We start from the raw sequence: 21,220 nt of genomic DNA, 5'->3' as shown, positions 1-21,220 counted from the left end.
TGTTGCCCATCACCGCCAGAGCAGGCGGGCGACCGAGCGAAGGAGTGCGGCCATGGAAGAGCTCACGGAGCGCCAGCGCGAAATCCTGACCTTCATCGTGAAGGAGTCGGAGGTCCGAGGCTTCCCCCCGACCATCCGGGAGATTGGGGAGCACATGGACATCCGGTCGACCAACGGGGTGAACGACCACCTGAAGGCCCTGGAGCGCAAGGGCTACCTGACCCGGGGCGAGCAGCAGAGCCGCTCGCTGGTGCCCACCAAGCGGGCGAGGCTGCTGTTGGGCCTGGGGATGAAGAGCCGGGAGTCCGGCATGATCGAGATTCCCCTCCTGGGCAAGGTGGCGGCGGGTGCGCCGGCGCTGGCGCAGGAGCACATGGAGGACTCGGTCAAGATCGACAGCTTCCTCCTGGGCGGGGTGAACGGCCGGGAGGTCTTCGCGCTGAGGGTCAAGGGCCAGTCGATGATCGACGACGGCATCCACGACGGGGACTACCTCTTCGTGAAGAAGACTCCGTCGGCGCAGCCGGGTGAAATCGTGGTGGCGCTCATCGAGGACGAGGCCACGGTGAAGCGCTACTACCCGGAGCAGGACCGCATCCGCTTCCAGCCGGCGAACGCGACGATGCAGCCCATCTACGTGAACCGCACGGACTTCCGCTCCACGATGATTTTGGGGCAGGTCGTGGGCGTGTACCGGAAGCTGCAGGGCGGCCGGACCTAAAGCAGCTCGTGGCACTTCCGCCCGGGCAACGTGAGCCCGGGCGGGCGGCTTCAGCGGACGGGACAGGCGCCGCAGTCGATGCGACCAGGCGGTGTGCCGTTGACCGGCGCTCTCAAGCGGTCGTCTCAGCAGCTGACGCGAATACTTCGGCAGGCGTTCGCCATCGTGAGCAGCGTCAGCCCCACGCTGTCTCCCAGGACGAACAGCGGCGGACTGATGTTCTTGGGAAAGAACAGGCCCGAGTTCGCGACAGCCATGCGGATCAGCAGACCGTCTTCGATGATGTCCAGCTGACCATTGCGCCAGACGGGAAAGCCTTGGGCGATGTGCACGCGGCCCATCCTCGGCGCGCTCCGTCACGGCATGACAATCAGACTTCCGTGAACCGCATTCCCGTGGCGCGGATGCGTTCCAGCGCGAGCTTGATGTCCTCGGAGACAATGAGGGTTCCGGCCCATCCTTCCAGCCGGAATACCTTCGCCTCTCCGACCTGGGTTGGGTCGATGTGCAGATCATCCACGGCGTAGTACTTCCCGACCTTCTCAGGCAGTCCGTCTTCAGCGGTCCAGAATTGGACCCGCGAGCGCGGCTCGTCGATGCAGCGGATCAGCCGGGTCGCCACCAGGATGCGGAAGGGATCCTTTTCCCCTTCAACGTTGGCGAGAATGAGCTGAACGTCGTTGGGAGCCAGGTCCGCGAAGATGGCCGCGACACGACGACCGACAACTGGAACCATCGACGAGGTCTGAGTGAAGTCGAGCGCCTGTCCGGGATGCTCGACGGGGATCCGAAGGCGCCCTTCAATTCGCACGCGATGCCCGCGATTGAAGATTCGAGCATCCTCGAGCTCCTGCAGACCTGCATCCATGGGGTCATCCAGGAGCCAGCGCCCAGGCCAAGAGGCGTCATCCGAGAGTTCAAAAAAGCGTGAGGTCATGGCAACAGTCAGGGTCGAGCAGCTTGCGTCACGAGTAGGTTGAGGTCGGTTCCAGGGGTCGCGACGTCCCTCGCCAATCGCTTGAGGGCCTCCTCAAGTGCCGTTCGGCAGGTCGTCACCGTGCGGCATTCCTCGGTCGCCTCGTACAAACGTTTGTACACGATGCGGTGATACGCCTCGGGATGCGGACCGCGATGTCCTGCAACCTCGACGACGTTCTCCGGGTCCTTCAGCTGCATCCCGGCCTTCTTGAAGATGCGCTGGAACCGCGGTGTCCAGGGTCCGCCACGCTGCGTGGAAACGTTGTTCCTGATGGTCGCGAGGTGGTGCTTCTGGCTGTCGCCCCGCGACGACATGGCGACCGCGTTGGGCGCCAGCGCGATGGTGAAGCCATCCGCGGTCATGACCACGGACCGCACGCCACCCATGCCCGCGTACGCGTAGCCCGCCTGGGCCTCTACCGCGATCGCGGCCTGCGCTGAGCCCGGGAGCATCGGAGTTTTCGCCGCGAGTCCAACCGTGTTGCCCACCGCTGCAGTGGCCAGCATCACGAAGACCCGCGCGGCGTTCTTCCCCAGCACCTTTCCGTAGCCCTCCCCTGCTTCGCGCAAATCGTCGAACGTCAGCGCGCGGTCCGCCTGCTTCACCAGCGTCAACCACCCGTCCAGCAGTCCCCAGACCGTGTCCACGCCCAGGTACGCGATGGCAGTCGCGGTCATCAGCGCCGAGATGCCCTTCGACACGGGCTCGGGCAATGACCACAGAAGCAGATACACGGTGACGGAGGCCGTCACGGTGGCCAGGACCGCTTGCGGATTCACCACGCCCCGCAGCGCCTCCGCCGTCTCCTCCCACACGGAGTCCATCGCCAACGCCAGGGCCAACGCATACCGCCCGTCGCTTCCGAGCAGTGGGCCCTCTTCCAGCAACGACAGGCAGTCCCGCCCTTGCTTCTTGCGCTCGCACCAACGGCCGTAGGCACGCGTCAGTTCCGCCGACGCATCGTCCAGCAGGTGCAGCTCCCGCGCTTCCGCTTCCCCCAGGGGACGGATCCGATGCGTGCTCGCCTCGTAGCCGAACACGCCACTGCGTTCAGGCATGCCGAACAACAGCCGCGCGTCTCGCAGCGGATGCGCGAACGGGCGAACCTCCCGCGCGAGTTCCGCAACAGCCTGCTTGAACTCGCCCTTCGTCAGCTCCGCGTCCTCCAGCGGAGCCTCCTCCTCCACCTGGGGCGTCACGAGCACAGGCTCCGCACGCCCCGTGTCCAGACGCACGACCCGGCCGGACGCGCAGCCCGTCAGGAGGACCAGCAACAGCAGGCAAAGCCCCCCACGACGCATTACTACGGGCACTTCACCACGCCACCATCCGTCGCAGCCGCGGCCACCCGGGCGCACGAGGCCTGCACGGTGGCCGTGTCCTTCAAGTCACGCGCGAGCCTCGCGGTGGACAACTGCAGCTCCGTGTTGTTCGCGTGCCCCGGCTCCGAGCCCAGGCTCGTCAGGATGCGCAGGGCGTCCTGCTTGCGCCCCATCACCGTGAGCAGGTCCGCCAGCGCCTGCATCTCCCCCACGTCCGCCCCTGACACCGTCTCCAGGGCCTTCTGCAGCTCCCCTTCCGCCGCCGCTCGAGCATCCGTCGCCAGGTGCGCTCTCGCGAGCGCCACGTGCACGATGGCGCGGTCCTTCACCTTCAGGGACTCGCCGTAGGCCTTCAGCGCTTCCTCGCGCTTGCCCAGCTTGAGCTGGATCTCCGCCACCAGCTCCCACAGCGTCGGATCCTTCGGCGACTTCTTCGCGGCCTCTTCGTACGCCGCCGCCGCTTCCGGCAACCGGCCCGCTCGCACCTCCGCGTCTCCCAGCGCCGTCAGCACCTCCGGCGTGCGCACGCCCTGCCCCGTCACCTTCCGCAAGAGCCCGAGCACCTCGTCCTGCCGCCCCTGCTTCGTCAGCACGTCCACCGCCCGCACCAACAGGTCGGCCTTCGACGCGTCTGGCGCGGCCTCGGCCGCCTGCGTGAAGTCGCGCACCGCCTCGTCGTGGTCGCCGCGCTCCTCGGCCAGCTCGCCCAGCTGCTCCAGCGCGTTGAAGTCCTTCGGATGCAGCGCCAGCGCCTTCTGCAGCGACTGCCGCGCTTCGTTCTTCTTGCCCAGCTGCGCCTGGATGAACCCCAGCCGGCTCCAGTTGGTGGAGCGCTTCGCATCCAACCGCAGCGCCACCTCGAACTCCTTCTCGGCCTCCTCCAACCGGCTCATCGACAGGAGCACCTCGCCCCTCGCGGCGGGCAGGCGTGGATCCGCGGGCGCCAGCGTCTTCATCTCGTCGAAGGACTTGAGCGCGGCGTCGAAGTTGCCCTTGAGGTACTCGGAGTTGCCCTGGAGGTAGAGCCCTTCCGCCTGGTCCTTCGGGTCGAGCTTCGGCGTTTCAGTGCAGGCCCCGGAGGCCAGCAGGGCGATGAGCGGCAGGGCACGCAGACGCGAGGACATGAAAGGCTCCGGAAGACTCAGAAGTGATACGCGATGCCGGCGTTGACATCGAAGTTGAGGCCGTCGCCCGCGCCGTCGTCCGCGAGCCCCAGCACCGCCTGCGCGATGTTCGTTCCCAGCTCCAACTGGAAGCCCACGTGGCCCGCCAGCAGGTACTCCAACCCCACGAATCCCACGACGGACGGCAGCGGGCCCGTACTCTGGAAGATGCCGTAGTCGCCGAACGACAACTGCACGCCCAGGCCGAAGCCCCAGTACGGCCGCAGGTCCTTCTCCAGGCGGTGATAGTGCCGCGCCCCCACGATGCTGGGCAGCACGTTGAGCTCGCCCTCCTCGTCGCCGCCGGCATGCACCCAGGTGAAGCCGACCTGGACGAAGCCCTGCCATTCCGGGTGGAACCAGTAGCCCACCTCCAGGTCCAGGCCGGGATTCAACGACGACACCTTGTCGATGAAGCTGTTGTTGAAGCGCAGCCCCAACGTGAGCCCGCCCCCTGGAGACGACGCGACCGCGCCGCCCAGGAGCGGCCGGGCCGGAACGACCTCACCGGGCGACTCCAGCGCGACGCGCAGCTCGTCGGACACGGCGACGACCGCGCGCAGGAGCTCACCGTCCTCGGAGGCCTCCGTGCGCGGCCGCGCGAGGGTGCGGCCATCCCGCGTGTCCACGAGGCTCGCGTCGAGGAGGTACTGCCCCCCGAAGCGATCCAACCGCCCCGTGAGGACGTAGCGCGCCCCCGTCAGCGAGGACAGCTCCTGGACGCATTCGCCCTTCTCGCAAGGGGCGCTGTCCACCAGCTCCAGCTGGCGCTCAGTGCCGACCCGCTGTTGGAGTTCTCGCTGGGACAACACGCGCAGCCGGGGCGACTCCGCGAGCCGGCCGGAGAGGAGCAACGTGATGCCCTCCGCGGCATCCTTCCCCGCCGCGTTGGCCGCCAGGGGCAGGACCGCCACCGTGAGCGGCTCGGCGACGGCCGCCCCCTCCTGGGCGAAGACAGGCGACGCCAGCGATACAAAGCACGCGATGAAGAGCCGGGGGAGGCGGGACACGGCCGACACTCTACCCTCCTCCCGGCCCACGCCCAGGCCTTCCGTGGCTGCTTCCCTGCCCGCTCACTCCTGCTGGTTGAGCTTCGCCGCGATGGAACGCACCACGACGCGGGGGCTGACCCGCACCGAGAAGGCCGCCAGCCAGTTGAGCACGCCGTGGATGGAGACCACCCGTCCCTTCATCATCGCCGCGTAGGCATGGCCCGCGACCTCGGGCGCTTCCGCCACGCCCGGCCGCTTGAACAGGCGGGACTCCGCGTTGCCGGCGCGCCCGGCGAACTCCGTCTTCGTGGCGCCCGGACAGTGGCAGGTCGCCGTCACGCCCGTGCCCTCCAGCTCGACCGCGAGCGCCTCCGTGAACGACAGCACGAACGCCTTCGTCGCGTAGTACGTGGCCATGTACGGCCCCGGCTGGAAGCCCGCGGTGGACGCGATGTTGAGGATGCGCCCCTGCTTGCGCTCGCGCATGGGCCTCGCGAACAGGTGCGTGAGCTTGAGCAGCGCGGCGCAGTTGACCTCCACCATCTCCGCCTCGCGCCCCAGGTCCTGCTCCAGGAACGGCCCGGAGGAACCGAACCCCGCGTTGTTGACGAGGAAGTCCACCGCGAGCCCCAGCTCCTGCACGCGCGCGAAGAGCTGCTCCGGCGCGGAAGCCTGTCCCAGGTCCGCGGGCAGCACGTGCGCCTTCACGCCGTGCGCCTGCTCCAGCCTGCGGGCCAGTTCCTCCAGTTTCGCCACGCCGCGCGCGACGAGGATGACGTCGTACCCGTCCTTCGCGAACTGCTCCGCGAACTGCACTCCAAGCCCCGCCGACGCGCCGGTGATGAGCGCCACTTTCCGCGACATGGTGATGCCTCCTGGCGGGCCGATATAGCAGCACTCCGCGAGCAGCAGGCCCCAAGCCCGCGCACAAAGCGGTTGCCCCTGGGGATCCTCGGCCATATTCGGATGAGGACCCCGAGGACGTGGAGCCCGGCATGGAGCGGATGGACACCCTCGAAGCACTGCTCGCACGCGGACGGACGGAGGACGTAGCGCTCGGTGCGCCCGGCAGGCAGGGCATGACGTACGGCGCGCTGCGGGACCTCACCGCGACGGTCCGCGAGCAACTGAATGCGTGGGGCCTGGGACAAGGAGACCGTGTCGCGCTCGTGCTCCCCAACGGACCGGAGATGGCGGCGGCCTTCCTCGCCGTGGCAGGTGCCGCGACGACCGCGCCGCTCAATCCCGCCTACCGCGCGGACGAGCTCACGTTCTACCTGGACGACCTCAAGGCCCGTGCCCTCATCGTGCTCGAAGGAGCGGAGGGGCCTGCTCGCGATGTCGCGCGCGCACGCGACCTCCCGCTCATCGAACTGCGTCCGACGCAGGAGGGGCCCGCGGGGCACTTCACGCTCGTGGCCGGGCAGCCGTTCTCGGGCACGGCACATCGTCCTGGCCTCGCCGCCGTGGACGACGTCGCGCTGGTGCTGCACACGTCGGGCACGACCGCGCGGCCCAAGCAGGTGCCGCTGACGCACGCGAACCTCAGCGCCTCCGCGCGGCACATCGGCGCTCAGTTGGGCCTGGGTCCCACGGATGCGTGCCTCAACATCATGCCGCTGTTCCACATCCACGGGCTCGTGGCTGCGGTGCTTTCCAGTCTGGGGGCCGGTGGCCGCGTGGTGTGCACTCCCGGGTTCAACGCCCTGCGCTTCTTCTCCTGGTTCGAGGAGGTCCGCCCCTCCTGGTACACGGCCGTCCCCACCATGCATCAAGCGCTGCTAGAGCGAGCCCATCGCAACGCGGACAGCTTGAAGGAACACCGCCTGCGCTTCATCCGGTCCTCCTCCGCGTCGCTGCCGCCGCAGGTGATGGAGGAACTGGAGCGCGTCTTCGGCGTGCCCGTCATCGAGAGCTACGGCATGACCGAAGCCGCGCACCAGATGGCATCCAACCCGCTGCCTCCGCGTCCCCGGTACGCGGGGTCGGTGGGGCTCGCCGCCGGACCGGAGGTCGCCATCATGGACGACTCGGGCAAGCTGCTGCCTCCAGGTGCTCTGGGCGAAGTGGTCATCCGGGGCCCCAACGTCATGTCCGGCTACGTGAACAACCCCGAGGCCAACGTGCGCGCCTTCACCCACGGGTGGTTCCGCACGGGCGACCAGGGGACGCTCGACGCACAGGGCTACCTGCGGCTCACCGGACGGCTCAAGGAGCTGATCAATCGCGGCGGGGAGAAGGTGAGCCCGCTGGAGGTGGACACCGTGTTGCTGGATCATCCCGCCGTGCAGCAGGCCGTGACGTTCGCCATGCCCCACCCCAAGCTCGGCGAGGACGTGGCCGCGGCCGTCGTGCCTCGCGAGGGCCACACTCCCACCGAGCGCGAGCTGCGCGACTTCGTGGCCTCACGCGTGGCGGACTTCAAGGTGCCCCGCCGCATCGTCTTCCTCACGGAGCTGCCCAAGGGCCCCACCGGCAAGGTGCAGCGCATCGGGCTCGCGGAGCGGCTGGGGCTCACGTCATGAGGATCGCCATCTTCGGCGCGGGCGCCATCGGCGGCTTCCTGGGCGTCAAGCTGCTCCAGGCCGGCGCGGACGTCACCTTCATCGCACGAGGCGCCCACCTGGACGCGATGCGCGCCCACGGCGTCACGCTCACCAGCGGCGGTGAGACGGTCACCGTGCGTCCACATTGCACGGACTCGCCCGACGACGCGGGCCCGCAGGACTACATCTTCCTCACGCTCAAGGCCCACGCCCTGCCCGCCGCCGCGCCTCAAATCGCCCGGCTGCTGGGCCCGGAGACGGCGCTCGTCACCGGCATCAACGGTGTGCCCTACTGGTACTTCCACGGACTCGAAGGCCCGTACGCGGGCCGCCACGTCGAGAGCGTGGACCCAGGCGGCGTGATTCTGCGCACCCTGCCTCCCGAGCGCGTCATCGCCACCGTGGTGTATCCGGCCGCGGAGGTCGTCTCTCCCGGCGTCATCGTGCACACGTACAACGACCGCGTGACGCTGGGCGAACCCGACGGCAGCAAGAGCCCGCGCGTGCAGGCGCTCTCGCAGCTCATGATGAAGGCGGGCCTCAAGTCGCCCGTGCGCCCGCGCATCCGCGATGAAATCTGGGTGAAGCTCTGGGGCAACCTCGCGTTCAACCCGCTGTCCGTGCTCACCGGCGCGACGCTCGACGTCCTCGCTCGCCAGCCGGACCTGCGCTTCGTGGCCCGCACGATGATGCTGGAGGCGCAGGCGGTGGCGGAAACGCTGGGCACGCGCTTCCTCATCGACGTGGACCAGCGCATCCAGGGCGCGGCCCAGGTCGGCGCGCACAAGACGTCCATGCTCCAGGACCTGGAGCGCGGGCGCCCCATGGAAATCGACGCGCTGCTGGGCGCTGTCGTGGAGCTGGGCCAGTTCACCGGCAAGCCCATGCCCACCTGCGAGAACATCCTCGCCCTGGTGCGAGAGCGCGCCCGCCACGCCGGAGGCTACCCGCCCCGCGCAACGCCGCCCGCTCCCGAAGCGACCTAGTCGTTCGCGGACGGCATCACGCCCAGGTACTCCAGCGGATCCGCCGGCTTGCCGTCCACGCGCACCTCGAAGTGGACGTGTGGACCGGACGTGCGGCCGGACTCGCCCACCGTGGCGATGACCTGCCCGCGCCGGACCTTCTGCCCCGTCTTCACGCGCAGGTCGCGGTTGTGCGCGTAGAGCGTAATCAGCGGCGCCGCGTGCTCCACGATGACGATGAGTCCGTAGCCCTTCTGCTCGCCCGCGTAGAGGACCGTGCCCTCCTGCGCCGTCTTGACGGGCGTGCCCGCGGGCGCCGCCAGGTCGATGCCGTCGTGCGGCTCCTTGCCCTTCTTGCCGAAGCGGCCATACAGCACGCCCCTCAACGGCCAGTCGAGCATCCCCTGCGTCGCGAGCCTTGGACGCGACGGCGCGCCCGGACGCCCCGACACCACGCGCGCACGCGGCGGATCCTCGCGGCGCGACACCGCCGGCACCGAGCGGCGCGGCGTGGACACCGGCGCCTGCCCCGGCTTGGAGAGCACCAACTCCGGCTCCTCGTCGGACAGCGGCCCCGGGTCGCCGTACTTCGGCGGCTCACTGCCCGGAATCAGCAGGTCCTTTCCCACCGCCAGCTCACGCGGATCCTTGATGCCGTTGGCCCGCGCCAACTCCTCCACCGTGATGCCGTACGTCTTGGCGATGCGGTACATCGTCTCGCCCGCCGCCACGCGGTGGCGCACCGCCACCAGCTCCGGCTCCTCGTGCGTGGGCCTCAGCGCGAAGGCCAGCGGCTTGCCGTCACGCGTGGAAGCAGGCAGTGCGCCTGTCGTGTCCAGCTGCGAGGAGGAAGCGGCCTGGGTGCCCACGCAGCCGCTGAACAGCGCGGCCGCGAGCAACACCCAGAGCGCCCTGCCCGCTCGGCTGGAGCCGCCCGGCACCAACCTCAGGCACCGCCGCCCGAACCGTGCCGCTTGAAGCCCTGCAGGTTCCACCCCGAGAGCTCGGGGATGCGACCGTGGTCGGTCATCTCGAAGTGCAGCGGCGTCACCGACACACGCTTCTCGTCGATGACGGTGTTGCAGTCGCTGCCCGGGATGTCGTCGTGCGCGTACTCCGTGCCGCCAATCCAGTAGTACTTGCGGCCGCGCGGGTCCTCCTTCTCCACGACGTTGCTGCCGTAGGAGTGCCGCCCCTGCTTCGTGATGACGTAGCCGTCCGGCTCCACGCCGCCGGGGATGTTCACGTTGAGGAGCATCCGGGGCGGCAGGGGCCGAGACAGCGCCTCCGTCACCAGCGCCCGCGCGAAGCGGCCCGCCGGCCCGAAGTCGAACGGACCCCGCGTCACCAGGCTGAACGCGATGGCCGGGATGCCCAGGAACGCGGCCTCCATGGCCGCCGCGACCGTCCCGGAGTACATGATGTCGTCCGCCAGGTTCGCGCCGTGATTGATGCCGGAGACCATGAGCTGGGGACGATTGTCCTTCAGCAAGTGGTTCACCGCCAGATACGAGCAATCCGTGGGGGTGCCGTCCACGGCGAACCACCGCTCGCGCACCTCCTTGATGCGCAGCGGCCGGTGCAGGCTGATGGCATGGGAGGCGGCGCTCTGCTCGCGGTCAGGCGCCACCACCCACACCTCGCCCAGGGGGCTCACCGCCTCCACGAGCGTCTGCAGCCCTTCGGAGAAGTAGCCGTCGTCGTTGGAGACGAGAATGCGGGGGCGAGAGGTGCTCACGGTCACTGCTTCTTCGCGAGCGAGCGGAAGGCGGACCGGCCCGCGTACCGCGCACCGGCGCCCAGCTCCTCTTCAATCCGCAGCAACTGGTTGTACTTGGCCACGCGGTCGGAGCGCGACGCCGAGCCCGTCTTGATCTGCCCGCAGTCCAGCGCCACCGCCAGGTCCGCGATGGTGGTGTCCTCGGACTCGCCGGAGCGGTGGCTCATGATGGACGTCATGCCCGCCTTGTGCGCCATGCGCACGGCGTCGAACGTCTCCGTCAGCGAACCAATCTGGTTCACCTTCACCAGGATGGAGTTCGTCGTGCCCATCTCGATGCCCTTGGACAGACGCTCCACGTTGGTGACGAAGAGGTCGTCGCCCACGAGCTGCATCTTGTCACCCAGCGCGTCGGTGAGCTTCTTCCACCCCTCCCAGTCATCCTCCGCCATGCCGTCTTCAATGGAGATGATGGGGTACTTCTGGGACAGGCCCCGGTAGTACTCCAGCAGGCCCTGCGAGTCGTACTCCTTGCCCTCGCCCTTGAGCTTGTACTTCTTGGAGCCCTTGTCGAAGAACTCGCTCGCGGCCACGTCCAGCGCGAGGAACAGCTGCTCGCCCGCCTTGAAGCCCGCGGCGTCGATGGCCTCCATGATGAGCTTGAGCGCCTCCTCGTTGGCCGGCAGGTCCGGGGCGTAGCCGCCCTCGTCGCCCACGCCCGTGGCCAGCTTGCGGCCCTTCAAAATCTTCTTGAGCGCGTGGAACACCTCCGCGCCCCAGCGCAGGCCCTCCGCGAACGTCTTCGCGCCGGCGGGCACCACCATGAACTCCTGCACGTCCACGCGGGTGTCCGCGTGCGCGCCGCCGTTGAGGATGTTCATCAGCGGCACGGGCAGCGTGCGCGCCTGCAGACCACCCACGTAGCGGTACAGCGGCAGGCCGTGCGCGTCCGCCGCAGCGCGCGCGGTGGCCATGGAGACGGCGAGGATGGCGTTGGCGCCCAGCTTGGACTTGGTGGACGTGCCGTCCAGCTCGATCATCCGCTGGTCCACGGCCACCTGGTCCACGGCGTCCATGCCGATGAGCGCCGGCCCGATGGTGTCGCGCACGTGGTCCACGGCCTTGCGCACGCCCTTGCCCAGGTAGCGGCCCTTGTCCCCATCACGCAGCTCGTGCGCCTCGTGCTCGCCGGTGGAAGCACCGGAGGGCACCGTCGCGCGGCCACGCGAGCCGCCCACGAGCAGCACTTCGGCCTCCACGGTCGGATTGCCACGGGAATCGAGCACTTCACGCGCCAGGATTTGAGCGATCTCGGTCATAGGGCGCCGGTTCTACGAAGCACGGACGGAACGGGCAAGCACGCTCGCACAGGCCGCCTGCTACAGTGTCCAGCCGCCGAATGCCTCCTCCTCCCAAGCGCCGCGTCACGGGCCCCGACCCGCTCCCCGGTCAGCGCGCCCGGGGCGCCCTCCTGGGCCTCGCCATCGGCAACGCCCTGGCCGTCCCCGTCGCGGGCAAGCCCCTCTACGCGCCGGCCTTCCCCCAGCTCGCCGAGGGGCCGTACCTGGGCATGTACGGAGGCGGCCCGCACGACCTGCGCAAGGGGCAGGTGACGGAGCCCACCCAGCTCGCGGTGGCGCTGGCCCTCAGCCTGCGCGACATGAAGCGTTACGACGCGGGGGACGCCCTCAAGCGCTACCGGGCCTGGCAGTCGCACGCCATCTCCGTCAGCGACCCCATGAAGGAGCTGTTCCAGGAGTGTGACGCCAGCCTCCCGCCCCAGGTGAAGGACGCCGGCAAGCGCGTGTGGCTGAAGAACTTCCGGCGGCTGGCCCCCGCGGGCGCCCTGCCGCGCGTGGTGCCCCTGGGCGTGCTCCTGACGAAGGACTCCTTCGCCCTGGCGAAGGCGGCGCTGGAGGACACCGCCCTCACCCACTTCGACCCGCGCAGCCAGCTGGCTGGCGCGGGGCTGTGCGCCGCCATCGCCAAGGCGGTGACGGGCGGCCCGAACCTGAAGGCCGCCGACCTGCTGCCCGCCGCGGAGGTGGGCATCTCCCTGGCTGCCGCCGCCCTGGGGAAGACGGAGAAAGATTACGTCCAGGAGGTGACCTTCGCCGCGAAGCTCCTGCGCGAGGACCTGGCCCTGGCGGCCCAGGACGACCCGCAGCTCTACGGCCCGGAGCTGCACATGCACCGGCCCGGCAATAACGCGGTGCGTGCGGCGTTCCGGCTGGCCTTCTGGGAGCTGCTCCACGTCCCCACCGCGGAAGGGGCGCTCCTGGACGTCGTCCACCGGGGCGGAGACACGGAGGTCCACGCCTCCGTCACCGGGGCGCTGGTGGGCGCCTTCCACGGTGAAGGAGCGCTGCCGGAGGAATGGCGCCAGAAGGTCCTCCTGGCCCTCCAGCCCTACAACCCCCTCCAGAAGGGAACGGTGCTGTGGGAGGTGTACCACCCCCGGCACCTGCTGCTGCTGGCTCCGGGGTGAGGAAGCCCGCAAGTGCGAAGCCCGCGGGGGCTGTCCGTTGAGGGACAGCCCGGCGCGGGCTCCGGGACACGCCGTGGCTCCGGGGCCACGGGTGGGATGGGTCATCAGCCGAGAAGGTCGATGACGACGACGCCTCGTGACGGCTTCTCTTCCTCGGTGTCCGTCCTCCGGTGGGGACGGTCATCGGGTGCAGGCAGTGGGAGCTCCACCACCGGCCGCTCGTAATCCTCGCGGCGGAGCCGCTCGCGGCGCTTGATTTCTTCAATGATGAACGCGTCGAGCATGGGTTCGGTTTCTCCCTCAGCCTACGTACCCCGATGTACGCCCGCCGTCCCGCCCCCTTACCACTTCCACATCTCTTTGATGCAAATTAAGAACCCCGGTTTCTTTCTGGGGATGGCGCCCTGATTCCGCATGGCTGCTCGTCCACCTCCTGACATCCGGGACAGTGCAACCGTGCCACCGATGTCAGGGAAGTGTCCGTGGACGTTCAAAATTCGCATGATCCTAATGGGTCCGCCGCGCGCCGCAACACGACTCACTTCAGGTGGCCCCCCTCCGCTCGCGTGGCACGGCTCCAGCCTGAAAGGGCCCGCCCGCCTTCCTGCTCCCTTGCACGGCACGGGCCGTACGGGATGACAGGCAGGCGGGCGGAAAACTGACGCGTGACGTCAGGGGTGACGAAAGCTGTCGACGAAAGCCGTCAGGGGGCTTCCGAGCGGCGCTTGAAGGCCTCCAGCATCTTGGGGAGCTGGGTTTCCGTCAGGGTGTTGATGATGGCCTTGGGGATGAGGGCGCCCAGGGCCATCTCCACGTTGTAGGTGGCGCGCGTCTTACCCTCGCCCTCGGGCTCCAGCGTCCAGCTGCCCTTGTTGTCCTTCATCACCTCACCCTCGACGAAGGTCCAGGACATGCGCTTGGGGCGCTCCTCGGTGACGCGGATGGTGTAGCGGATGCGCTTCACCACATCGACCTCGTAGTGCACCTGGACGGTGTTCCCCTGGCGCTGGGAGGTGGAGACCTTCTTCACCTCCGGGAGGAACTCCGCGTAGCGGTCGTAGTTGGTGATGATGTCGAAGACCTTCTCGACGGGGGCGTTGATGGTGATGGTGCGCGTGGCGCCGGCCATGACGGTGTCTCCGGAAGGCTTGAGGAACGGGCGAGGCTGCCGGACAGCTTACGGCGCGTAGCCCGGCTTCTTGTCGAACTTGTGGATGGACTGGATGAAGCGGACGGTGCCCGTCTTGCTGCGCATGACGACGGAGTGCGTCTCACAGCCGCCGCCGAAGAAGCGCACGCCCTTGAGGAAGTCGCCGCTCGTCACGCCCGTGGCGGCGAACATCACCTCACCGCGAGCCAGCTCCTCCGCGGTGTAGATCTTGTGGATGTCGGTGATGCCCATCTTCTTGGCGCGGTCGATCTCCCCCTGGTTGCGAGGCACCAGCCGACCCTGCAGGTCGCCGCCGGTGGCGCGGATGGCGGCCGCGGCGATGACGCCTTCCGGCGCGCCGCCAATGCCCATGAGCACGTCCACGCCGGAGCCCTCGAAGCAGGTGGCGATGGCGCCCGCGACGTCACCGTCCTCGATGAGGCGCACGCGCGCGCCCGCGGCGCGGACCTCCTTGATGAGGTCGGCGTGGCGCTCGCGGTCGAGGATCATGACCGTGAGGTCCTCCACGTAGAGCTTCATGCGCTCCGCGATGGCGCGCAGGTTCTCCGTGGGGGACTTCGTCAGGTCGATGGCGCCCTTGGCGCGCGGGCCCACGGCGATCTTCTCCATGTACGTGTCGGGCGCGTTGAGCAGGCCGCCGTGGCTGGACATGGCCACGACGGAGATGGAGCCCGGGCGGCCGTAGGCGCACAGGTTGGTGCCCTCCAGCGGATCCAGGGCGATGTCCACCTCGGGGGCGCCGGCGGTGCGGGCGCCGACGCGCTCACCGATGTAGAGCATGGGCGCCTCGTCGCGCTCGCCCTCGCCGATGACGACCGTGCCGTCGATGTTCAGCGCGTCGAAGGCGCGGCGCATCGCGTCCACGGCGGCCTGGTCGGACTCGTCCTTGTTGCCGCGGCCCATGAGGCGGGCGGAGGCGATGGCCGCCATCTCGGTGACGCGCACGACCTCCATTGCCAGGTTGCGATCCATTGTCGGGTGCTCCTCGTTCGGGAATTCGGGAAGGGAAAAAGGTCAGGTGTCGGAGTCGTCCGCGGCCTTCAGGCGGGCGATGGCTTCGGGCAGCCGCTGCGGTTTGCCGTCGCGCCCCACGCAGGCGTGCAGGGTGCGGCCGGTGCACAGCAGCGTGGGGGAGTCACCGTCGCGCAGCAGCTCGTAGGTGAACACGAGTGACGCGCGGCGCAACTCTCCCAGGGTGGTGCGGATGAGGAGCATGTCGTCGTAGCGCGCGGACGCCTTGTAATGGGCGCTGGCCTCCACCACGGGCAACAGCAGCCCGGTGCTCTCCAGTTCGCGGTAGCTGCCTCCGTGGGCACGGAAGAACTCGCCGCGGGCGAACTCGAAGTAGCGGAAGTAGTTCGCGTAGTAGACGACCCCCATCTGATCCGTGTCGCCGTAGATGACGCGCAGCCGTGCCTCGACCATTGAGGCGCCCATATCAGGGCGGGGTGACGTGTCCAAGCGGTGGGCGCGCATGTTGGTTGCTTCTGTTCATCCGGCCGGAGAGGCTGCCGCACCATGTCGCGCCTGATTGCCGCCCTCCTTGTCCTGTTCGCCCTGCCCGCCTCCGCCAAGGCCCCGAAGCTCACGCTGTTCATCAGCGTGGACGCCATGGGCAGCGACGTCCTGCTGAGAAACCGTCCGCGCCTGACAGGGGGCCTGGGCCGGCTGCTCTCCACGGGCGCCTACTACCCCTACGCCCGGTACGCCTACGCGGAGGCCCGGACGGCGCCGGGCCACGCCACGCTGGCCACGGGCGCGAACCCCTGGCGCCACGGCATCGTGGACAACGACATCTACGACCGCGCGGCCGGCCAGGCGGTCCAGGTCTACACGGACCCGACGCATCCGGTGCTGAACGGGGAGACGCCTCCAGGGTCGGACACCAGCCCGGTGAACCTGATGGCGGAGACGCTGGCGGACCGGCTGCGCGTGTCCACGCAGGGCCGGGGCAAGGTGGTGGCGCTGTCCTACAAGTCGCGGGCGGCCATTCCGCTGGCCGGGCGCCAGGGTCAGGCCTGGTGGTTCGACGAGTCGACGGGCCGGATGGTGACGAGCACCTGGTACGCGAAGGCGGAGCCCGCGTGGATGCAGGCGTTCAACGCGCGCAAAATGCCGGACGCGGCGTTCAGCAAGACGTGGGAGCTGTTGCGTCCGCGCGCCGAGTACGTAGGCGAGGACGACCGCCCCATGGAGCCGGAGGCATACGGCATGGGCCGCGTGTTCCCGCATGAGCTCAAGGGCGGGCTCCAGGCGCCCGGGCCGGCGTCGTACCGGGCGTTCGCGGTGTCGGGGTTCTCGCATGACCTGCTGGTGCAGGCGGCGAAGGCGGCGCTGGAGGGCGAGGGCCTGGGCAAGGACGACGTGCCGGACATCCTGGCGGTGAGCTTCAGCGGCACGGACGCGGTGTTCCACGCGTTCGGGCCGTACTCGTGGGAGATGCAGGACACGATGCTTCGGTTGGACGTGGCGATGGGAGAGCTCATCGCCGCGGCCGAGCGCGCGGCGGGGGGCAAGGCGAACCTGGTCATCGCGTTGTCGGCGGACCACGGCGGCGCGGAGATTCCGGAGGCGTGGGCGCAGGCGGGCGTGCCGGCGGCGCGGCTCAACCCGGTGGAGGCGGCGAAGGGCCTGGCGCAGGAGCTGAAGGCGAAGTTCGGCGTGGACGTGACGGTGAAGCTGCTGGAGCTGGACGTGTACCTGGGCGGCAAGGCGCTGGAGTCCGGCCAGGTGGACGCGGTGGCGGTGCGGCGCGCGGCGGCGGTGTGGCTGGCGAAGCAGCCCTATGCCGTATGGGCGGTGGCGAAGGACGACCTGGACACGGCGCCGGACCAGGGGGGCCTCATGGCGGCGATGCGCCGTGGCTACTACCCGGTGCGCAGCGGCGACGTGCTGTTCATGGCGAAGCCGTTCCAGGTCGTCAGCGACTACCCGCGCGGCACGAACCACGGCACGCCGTATTCGTACGACACGCAGGTGCCGGTGGTGTTCGCCGGCAAGGGCGTGAAGCCGGGGCTGTTCCTGGAGGAGATCAACCCCGTGGACGTGGCCCCGACCCTGTCCGCGCTGCTGGAGATGGGGATGCCCGCGTCGGCGGAGGGCAAGCCTCGCGTGGAGGCGCTGGTGAAATGAAGGTGGGGTCCTCCAGCGCATCCAGCCCGGCATTCGTCAGTCGCTGGAAGCCGCGCTCAGCGCCGCGCTGGTGCTGTACGCGGCCGTGACCAGGTCGTAGCCGTAGTCCGCGAAGATGCTGTGGGCATAGCTGGTCGGGTGGAGCGAATCCCAGAACAGGTACGTGTCCGGGTCCACGTTCTTGCCCTTGCACGTGCCGGTGACGTTCGTCAGGCCATACGAGGACGGCGACGCGATGATGGCGTTGAACTTCGTATTGGCGTTCATCCCGATGAACTTCACCGTCGGGAAGTCCTGACGCAGCTTCGTCAGCGCCGCCGTCCAGCGCGTGTTGAACTCGTTGGTGGGCGGCGAGAGCACGGTGGTCCCCAGGCCGAAGGGAATGGCCAGCGCCACGGGCGTCCTGTGCAGCGGCGGCATGTTCACCCACAGGACGTACTTCGCGCCCGCGGCCACCAGCTTGCGGATCTGCCCGTCGATGTTCGACGCGGCCTTGGTGGCGGAGGCCTTGATGGCCGCGGAATCGAACGGGTTGTCCTGCGCCTTGTGGTTGATGTCATTGCCGCCGCCCCACAGGACGTAGAGCGCCGTGGGAGACGCCACCGGGTGCGCCCGCAGGTAGGCGTTCACCTGGTTCGTCATATCCGCCGTCACCGAGCCGCCCTGGGCGTAGTTCGTCCCGCCCTCGTCGGACGCCACCAGCGTCAGGCCCAGCTGCTCCGCGAGCTGCTCCACCCACGGTCCCGAAATCTGGCTGGAGGGGTTCGTGTTCGGACCGCTGGTGGCGGTGCTGTACGTGCCGTTGTCACTCAGGCTGTCGCCGAACGCGATGACACTGCTCTGCGCACCCGCGTGCAGCGGAAGAAGCACGGCCGCGACGGCCGCGAACAACAAGGAAGCTGACTTCATGGTGAGAAGGCTCCGAGGTGGTGGAGACACACGACGCTACGCAGTGTGTCACCAGCCTCGGAGCTTTCACATGAATTTCAGCTCTTGCTTGTTTTAATCCGGATATTTCAGCCGCGGGCGGCGCGGGCGTCACGGCCCTTGGCGCGGGCGGCCTTGGAGAGCAGGTCGCTCCCCTTCTCCTCGCCCTTCATCCACGCCTTCAGCGCGGGCACCACCTGCTTGCTCCAGGCGCGGCCAGCACGCACGGCCAGGAAGTCCTGCACCAGCGCGTCCACGATGGCGGAGAGCTGCTCGGTCAGCTCCAGACGCTCGGAGAGCTGATCATCCTCTTCCTCCGTCATGAGCGCGGGCAGCTTGGCGGCGCGGATGTCCAGGAACTCGGAATCGAGGGTGACTTCGTATTCGCGCTCGCCGTGCGAGATGCGCAGCCGCGCCTGGGACACCAGCAGGCCCCGGTCCAGCGAGTGGCGCACGTTCTCCGAATACGGCGCCAGCGTGCCCTTGGCGCTCATCTCCGTGACGTCGCCCGCCACGCCGCGCAGCACCACCTTGCCCAGGTAGAGCACCACCACGCCCGCGCCGGCGTACTCGACCAGCGGGTCGCCCGACTCCGAGCGCCACAGCAGCCACGTCATGAACTCGCGGCCCAGGTAGGCCCGGCCGCGCAGCAGCTGTTCGCGGGCCTTGCCCTTTTCGACTTCGGCTTCGTCCTTCTCCTCCTCGGTGGCGGCACCATCCACGCCCACGTCGCCCCGAGCGAACGCCGCCTCTTCCCTCGCCTGCTCACGCTTCGCCATGGGTGTCCTCCACCGAAGCCGTCGCCGGCAGGTCCATGCCAATGAGCTCCGCCGTGGGGCCCAGGGCCTTCTCGTCGATGCCCGCGCGCTGCGCCATGGACGCGGGCGTGATGCCAATCACCTTCACCGCCAGGGCGCCTTCCAGCGCCACGCAGATTTCATCCACCGTCTTTCGCGACGCGGCCCAGACCTGCACCGTGTGCGTCTTCAGGTTCCACGTCACGTCCAGCGTGCTGGTGCGCGGCACCGCGCGCTGACGCAAGAGCTGCTTCAACTCCGCGCGCTGCTTGTTCTTCTCCGCGCGCGCGGGCGGCCGGCCGTTCTCCTTGCCGAAGGCGGCGGACCACTTGTCCAGCTCCGACTTCATCATCGACGCGGGCACCTTCAGCGTGTCGATGCGAAAGGAGAACAGGGCGTACTCGCCATAGTAGAGGTTGCCGGTGGCGAACTCGGAGGACTCCGGGTTCTCCAGCTCGACAAAGCCAGCGGCGCGCTCCTCCTCGGAGCGGCGGTCGATGGGCTCGAACGCATGGGACTTGAGTCCCTTGGTCATCCAGCGCTTGACGTCGGACGGCGCATCCTTGGCCGGCTCGGTCCGGAAGCGCGAAAAGGTCACTGCACCACGTAGGACAGGCATGGGGCGCGGCAGGATGGGGGTCGCGTGGCGTCGCGTCAAGGCACTCGGTGTGGCTGGACGCGAAGGGCCGGGAATAGCCCCCGCCGATATTCGTTTGGCCGGGCTCCGTCCAACCGTGCACGTCTCCGCCCCACCCCGCTGGCGGGAATCCATGACACTCCCAGGCACGCGACATACGGTGGCCGCCGCCATGCGCCGCGCACTCCTCTCCGCCAGCGTCGTTGCCCTCTTCCTGTCCGCCTGCACCCACACGGCCGCCACGCCGGACGGCGCCCCGCGCGACACGCTGCCCGGAGTCACCCGGGCCCTGCTGGAGACCCTGGAGGCGGACGGCGCGCTCGCGGGCGCGTACGTGGTGGACGCACGCACCGGCGAGCCCCTCTTCACCCACCGAGAGAACGTGCGGCTGTTGCCCGCGTCCACGATGAAGGTGGTGTCCACCTCCGCCGCGCTGTCCGCGCTGGGAGCGGACTTCCGCTTCACCACCCCGGTCTTCCTGGAGGGCTCGCAGGCGGGAGGCCTGTTCCTGGGCGACGTGGTGGCGCAGGCGTCCGGGGACCCGTCGCTGGGCTCGTGGCGCTTCCCGGAGACGGCGCTCGCGTGCGACCGCGTGGCGGAGGCCTTCCAGGCGCGCGGCATCCACCAGTGGCGCGGCAACGTGCGCATCTCCGGCACGGACGGCATGGACGGCGGCATGGGCCCGGGCTGGGCCTGGGATGACGCGGCCTATGCCTACAGCGCGGCGCCCACGCCCTTCGTCTTCCGCGAGAACGTGGTGGACCTGGCGCTGGCGCGAGCCCCCGGAGCCACCTGCGCGGACGCGCCTTCTGTCCAGTGGACCCCCACTTTCGCCACGCTGTCCGCGGTGGTGAACGTGGACGTCAACGCCGAGCGCGCGAACCTGGCCTGCGTGCGCGGCGGCGGCGGAGTGCGCTGCACGTGGCGTTCGCCCACCGGCGGGCCGTGCCCCCAGGCCGCCGCGGTGAAGCTGTCCGTGGACGCGCCGGAAGCCCTCTTCGCCGCGTGCGTGGACGACGCGCTGGCTCGGCACGGAATCACGCGGCTGCCGCTGTCCCTTGAAGCCCCCACCCCGCCCCTGCCCCCCATGCCGTCGCCGCTGGTGGAGTTGATCAGCCCGCCCCTGTCGGAGCTGGTGCGCGTGACGAACAAGGAGAGCCTCAACCTGTACGCGGAGCGGCTGGGCATGCGCTTCGCTCGCGAGCGCACCGGCCAGGAGGGCTACGTCGCGCTGCGCACGGCCCTGGTGGCGGAGCTGGCGCGCCGGGGCGTGCCCACCAAGGACCTGCGTCCCGTGGATGGCAGCGGCCTGTCCCGCTACAACCTGGCGTCGCCTCGGGGCATGGCGCGCGTGCTGCTCACCAGTCTCCAGGAGCCGTATGGCGCCGCGCTGGTGGACAGCCTGCCGGTGCTGGGCGTGGACGGGACGCTGGCGGGCCGCAAGACGACGCAGTCCACCGCGGGCCGCATCCGCGCGAAGACGGGCACGCTCACGGGCCAGAAGTGCTTCGTGGGCGTGGCGGAGCGGCCGAACGACACGGAGCACCCGCGCGTCGTCTTCGCGCTGATGCTCGGCAACATGGACGAGGGCACCAAGCCCAACGCCAACGAGACCTTCGACACCTTCTCCACCGCCCTGGTGGAGCTGCCCCTGCGATGA

General features: G+C 69.2%; 22 protein-coding genes. 6 read left to right on the top strand and 16 right to left on the bottom strand.

Annotation, left to right across the window (positions count from 1 at the left end):
- Positions 1-52 precede the first annotated feature (52 nt).
- Positions 53-721 carry a transcriptional repressor LexA gene (gene lexA, locus GTZ93_RS31270; RefSeq protein WP_120578257.1) on the top strand — a complete coding sequence of 223 codons (669 nt, stop codon included), beginning with the start codon at positions 53-55 and terminating at the stop codon, positions 719-721.
- Positions 722-846: 125 nt separating this feature from the next.
- On the opposite strand, the gene GTZ93_RS31265 is transcribed toward lexA, so the two are convergent.
- The 6 genes from GTZ93_RS31265 to GTZ93_RS31240 all read right to left on the bottom strand — a co-directional run bounded on the left by GTZ93_RS31265 (position 847) and on the right by GTZ93_RS31240 (position 6,041).
- Positions 847-1,053 carry a hypothetical protein gene (locus GTZ93_RS31265; RefSeq protein ID WP_139919578.1) on the bottom strand — a complete coding sequence of 69 codons (207 nt, stop codon included), beginning with the start codon at positions 1,051-1,053 and terminating at the stop codon, positions 847-849.
- 38 nt (positions 1,054-1,091) lie between these two features.
- The gene (locus tag GTZ93_RS31260) at positions 1,092-1,658 is read right to left on the bottom strand and encodes an imm11 family protein (protein WP_139919577.1); all 567 of its coding nucleotides are present in this window, start codon (positions 1,656-1,658) and stop codon (positions 1,092-1,094) included.
- 8 nt (positions 1,659-1,666) lie between these two features.
- Positions 1,667-3,001: an AHH domain-containing protein gene (locus GTZ93_RS31255; RefSeq protein WP_139919576.1), complete on the bottom strand. Its 1,335-nt coding sequence runs from the start codon at positions 2,999-3,001 to the stop codon at positions 1,667-1,669.
- 2 nt (positions 3,002-3,003) lie between these two features.
- Positions 3,004-4,146 (bottom strand): tetratricopeptide repeat protein, encoded by a 1,143-nt coding sequence (locus tag GTZ93_RS31250; protein WP_139919575.1) that lies wholly within the window; start codon positions 4,144-4,146, stop codon positions 3,004-3,006.
- Positions 4,147-4,163: 17 nt separating this feature from the next.
- A complete protein-coding gene (locus tag GTZ93_RS31245) occupies positions 4,164-5,195 on the bottom strand; it encodes a CsgG/HfaB family protein (RefSeq protein WP_233597151.1) in 1,032 nt (343 codons plus the stop codon).
- A gap of 63 nt (positions 5,196-5,258) precedes the next feature.
- A complete protein-coding gene (locus tag GTZ93_RS31240) occupies positions 5,259-6,041 on the bottom strand; it encodes an SDR family NAD(P)-dependent oxidoreductase (protein WP_139919574.1) in 783 nt (260 codons plus the stop codon).
- Positions 6,042-6,172: 131 nt separating this feature from the next.
- On the opposite strand from GTZ93_RS31240, the gene GTZ93_RS31235 reads away from it, so the two are divergent.
- Positions 6,173-7,702 carry an acyl--CoA ligase gene (locus tag GTZ93_RS31235; protein WP_139919573.1) on the top strand — a complete coding sequence of 510 codons (1,530 nt, stop codon included), beginning with the start codon at positions 6,173-6,175 and terminating at the stop codon, positions 7,700-7,702.
- Positions 7,699-8,709 (top strand): 2-dehydropantoate 2-reductase, encoded by a 1,011-nt coding sequence (locus tag GTZ93_RS31230; protein WP_139919572.1) that lies wholly within the window; start codon positions 7,699-7,701, stop codon positions 8,707-8,709. Before GTZ93_RS31235 ends, GTZ93_RS31230 begins: the two co-directional genes overlap by 4 nt.
- On the opposite strand, the gene GTZ93_RS31225 is transcribed toward GTZ93_RS31230, so the two are convergent.
- Genes GTZ93_RS31225 through eno form a run of 3 tightly spaced genes read right to left on the bottom strand, consistent with a single transcriptional unit; the run spans position 8,706 to position 11,727 of the window.
- Positions 8,706-9,590 carry a LysM peptidoglycan-binding domain-containing M23 family metallopeptidase gene (locus GTZ93_RS31225; protein ID WP_257979279.1) on the bottom strand — a complete coding sequence of 295 codons (885 nt, stop codon included), beginning with the start codon at positions 9,588-9,590 and terminating at the stop codon, positions 8,706-8,708. The genes GTZ93_RS31230 and GTZ93_RS31225 overlap by 4 nt on opposite strands.
- 44 nt (positions 9,591-9,634) lie before the next feature.
- A complete protein-coding gene (gene surE / locus GTZ93_RS31220) occupies positions 9,635-10,426 on the bottom strand; it encodes a 5'/3'-nucleotidase SurE (protein WP_139919570.1) in 792 nt (263 codons plus the stop codon).
- Positions 10,427-10,428: 2 nt separating this feature from the next.
- A complete protein-coding gene (gene eno / locus GTZ93_RS31215) occupies positions 10,429-11,727 on the bottom strand; it encodes a phosphopyruvate hydratase (RefSeq protein WP_120578248.1) in 1,299 nt (432 codons plus the stop codon).
- A gap of 80 nt (positions 11,728-11,807) precedes the next feature.
- Between eno and GTZ93_RS31210 the strand changes: the two genes are divergently transcribed.
- Positions 11,808-12,896, top strand: a complete 1,089-nt coding sequence (locus GTZ93_RS31210; RefSeq protein WP_139919569.1) for an ADP-ribosylglycohydrolase family protein — start codon at positions 11,808-11,810, stop codon at positions 12,894-12,896.
- Between the two features lie 104 nt (positions 12,897-13,000).
- On the opposite strand, the gene GTZ93_RS31205 is transcribed toward GTZ93_RS31210, so the two are convergent.
- The 4 genes from GTZ93_RS31205 to GTZ93_RS31190 form a co-directional block, all read right to left on the bottom strand.
- The gene (locus GTZ93_RS31205; RefSeq protein ID WP_043321424.1) at positions 13,001-13,180 is read right to left on the bottom strand and encodes a hypothetical protein; all 180 of its coding nucleotides are present in this window, start codon (positions 13,178-13,180) and stop codon (positions 13,001-13,003) included.
- Between the two features lie 419 nt (positions 13,181-13,599).
- Positions 13,600-14,025 carry a type II toxin-antitoxin system RatA family toxin gene (locus GTZ93_RS31200; protein ID WP_120578247.1) on the bottom strand — a complete coding sequence of 142 codons (426 nt, stop codon included), beginning with the start codon at positions 14,023-14,025 and terminating at the stop codon, positions 13,600-13,602.
- Positions 14,026-14,073: 48 nt separating this feature from the next.
- Positions 14,074-15,039, bottom strand: coding sequence for a class II fructose-bisphosphatase (gene glpX / locus GTZ93_RS31195; protein WP_121781475.1), 966 nt, complete (start codon positions 15,037-15,039; stop codon positions 14,074-14,076).
- Between the two features lie 42 nt (positions 15,040-15,081).
- Positions 15,082-15,492 (bottom strand): acyl-CoA thioesterase, encoded by a 411-nt coding sequence (locus GTZ93_RS31190; RefSeq protein WP_139919579.1) that lies wholly within the window; start codon positions 15,490-15,492, stop codon positions 15,082-15,084.
- Positions 15,493-15,585: 93 nt separating this feature from the next.
- Here GTZ93_RS31190 and GTZ93_RS31185 point away from each other — a divergent pair, with 93 nt between their 5' ends.
- The gene (locus tag GTZ93_RS31185; RefSeq protein ID WP_120578244.1) at positions 15,586-17,199 is read left to right on the top strand and encodes an alkaline phosphatase family protein; all 1,614 of its coding nucleotides are present in this window, start codon (positions 15,586-15,588) and stop codon (positions 17,197-17,199) included.
- Between the two features lie 36 nt (positions 17,200-17,235).
- Here the strand turns inward: GTZ93_RS31185 and GTZ93_RS31180 are convergent, their stop codons facing one another.
- The 3 genes from GTZ93_RS31180 to rdgC form a co-directional block, all read right to left on the bottom strand.
- Positions 17,236-18,108, bottom strand: a complete 873-nt coding sequence (locus GTZ93_RS31180; RefSeq protein ID WP_139919568.1) for an SGNH/GDSL hydrolase family protein — start codon at positions 18,106-18,108, stop codon at positions 17,236-17,238.
- A gap of 107 nt (positions 18,109-18,215) precedes the next feature.
- Positions 18,216-18,905, bottom strand: coding sequence for a hypothetical protein (locus GTZ93_RS31175; protein WP_139919567.1), 690 nt, complete (start codon positions 18,903-18,905; stop codon positions 18,216-18,218).
- A complete protein-coding gene (gene rdgC, locus GTZ93_RS31170; RefSeq protein WP_120578242.1) occupies positions 18,892-19,542 on the bottom strand; it encodes a recombination-associated protein RdgC in 651 nt (216 codons plus the stop codon). Before rdgC ends, GTZ93_RS31175 begins: the two co-directional genes overlap by 14 nt.
- Before the next feature lie 190 nt (positions 19,543-19,732).
- Between rdgC and dacB the strand changes: the two genes are divergently transcribed.
- Positions 19,733-21,220 carry a D-alanyl-D-alanine carboxypeptidase/D-alanyl-D-alanine endopeptidase gene (gene dacB / locus GTZ93_RS31165; RefSeq protein WP_161663165.1) on the top strand — a complete coding sequence of 496 codons (1,488 nt, stop codon included), beginning with the start codon at positions 19,733-19,735 and terminating at the stop codon, positions 21,218-21,220.

This window comes from Corallococcus exiguus (assembly GCF_009909105.1).
Lineage (GTDB): Bacteria > Myxococcota > Myxococcia > Myxococcales > Myxococcaceae > Corallococcus > Corallococcus exiguus.
The sequence above is the reverse complement of the archived record's forward strand: the minus strand, read 5'-3'. Positions and strand labels throughout refer to the sequence as shown.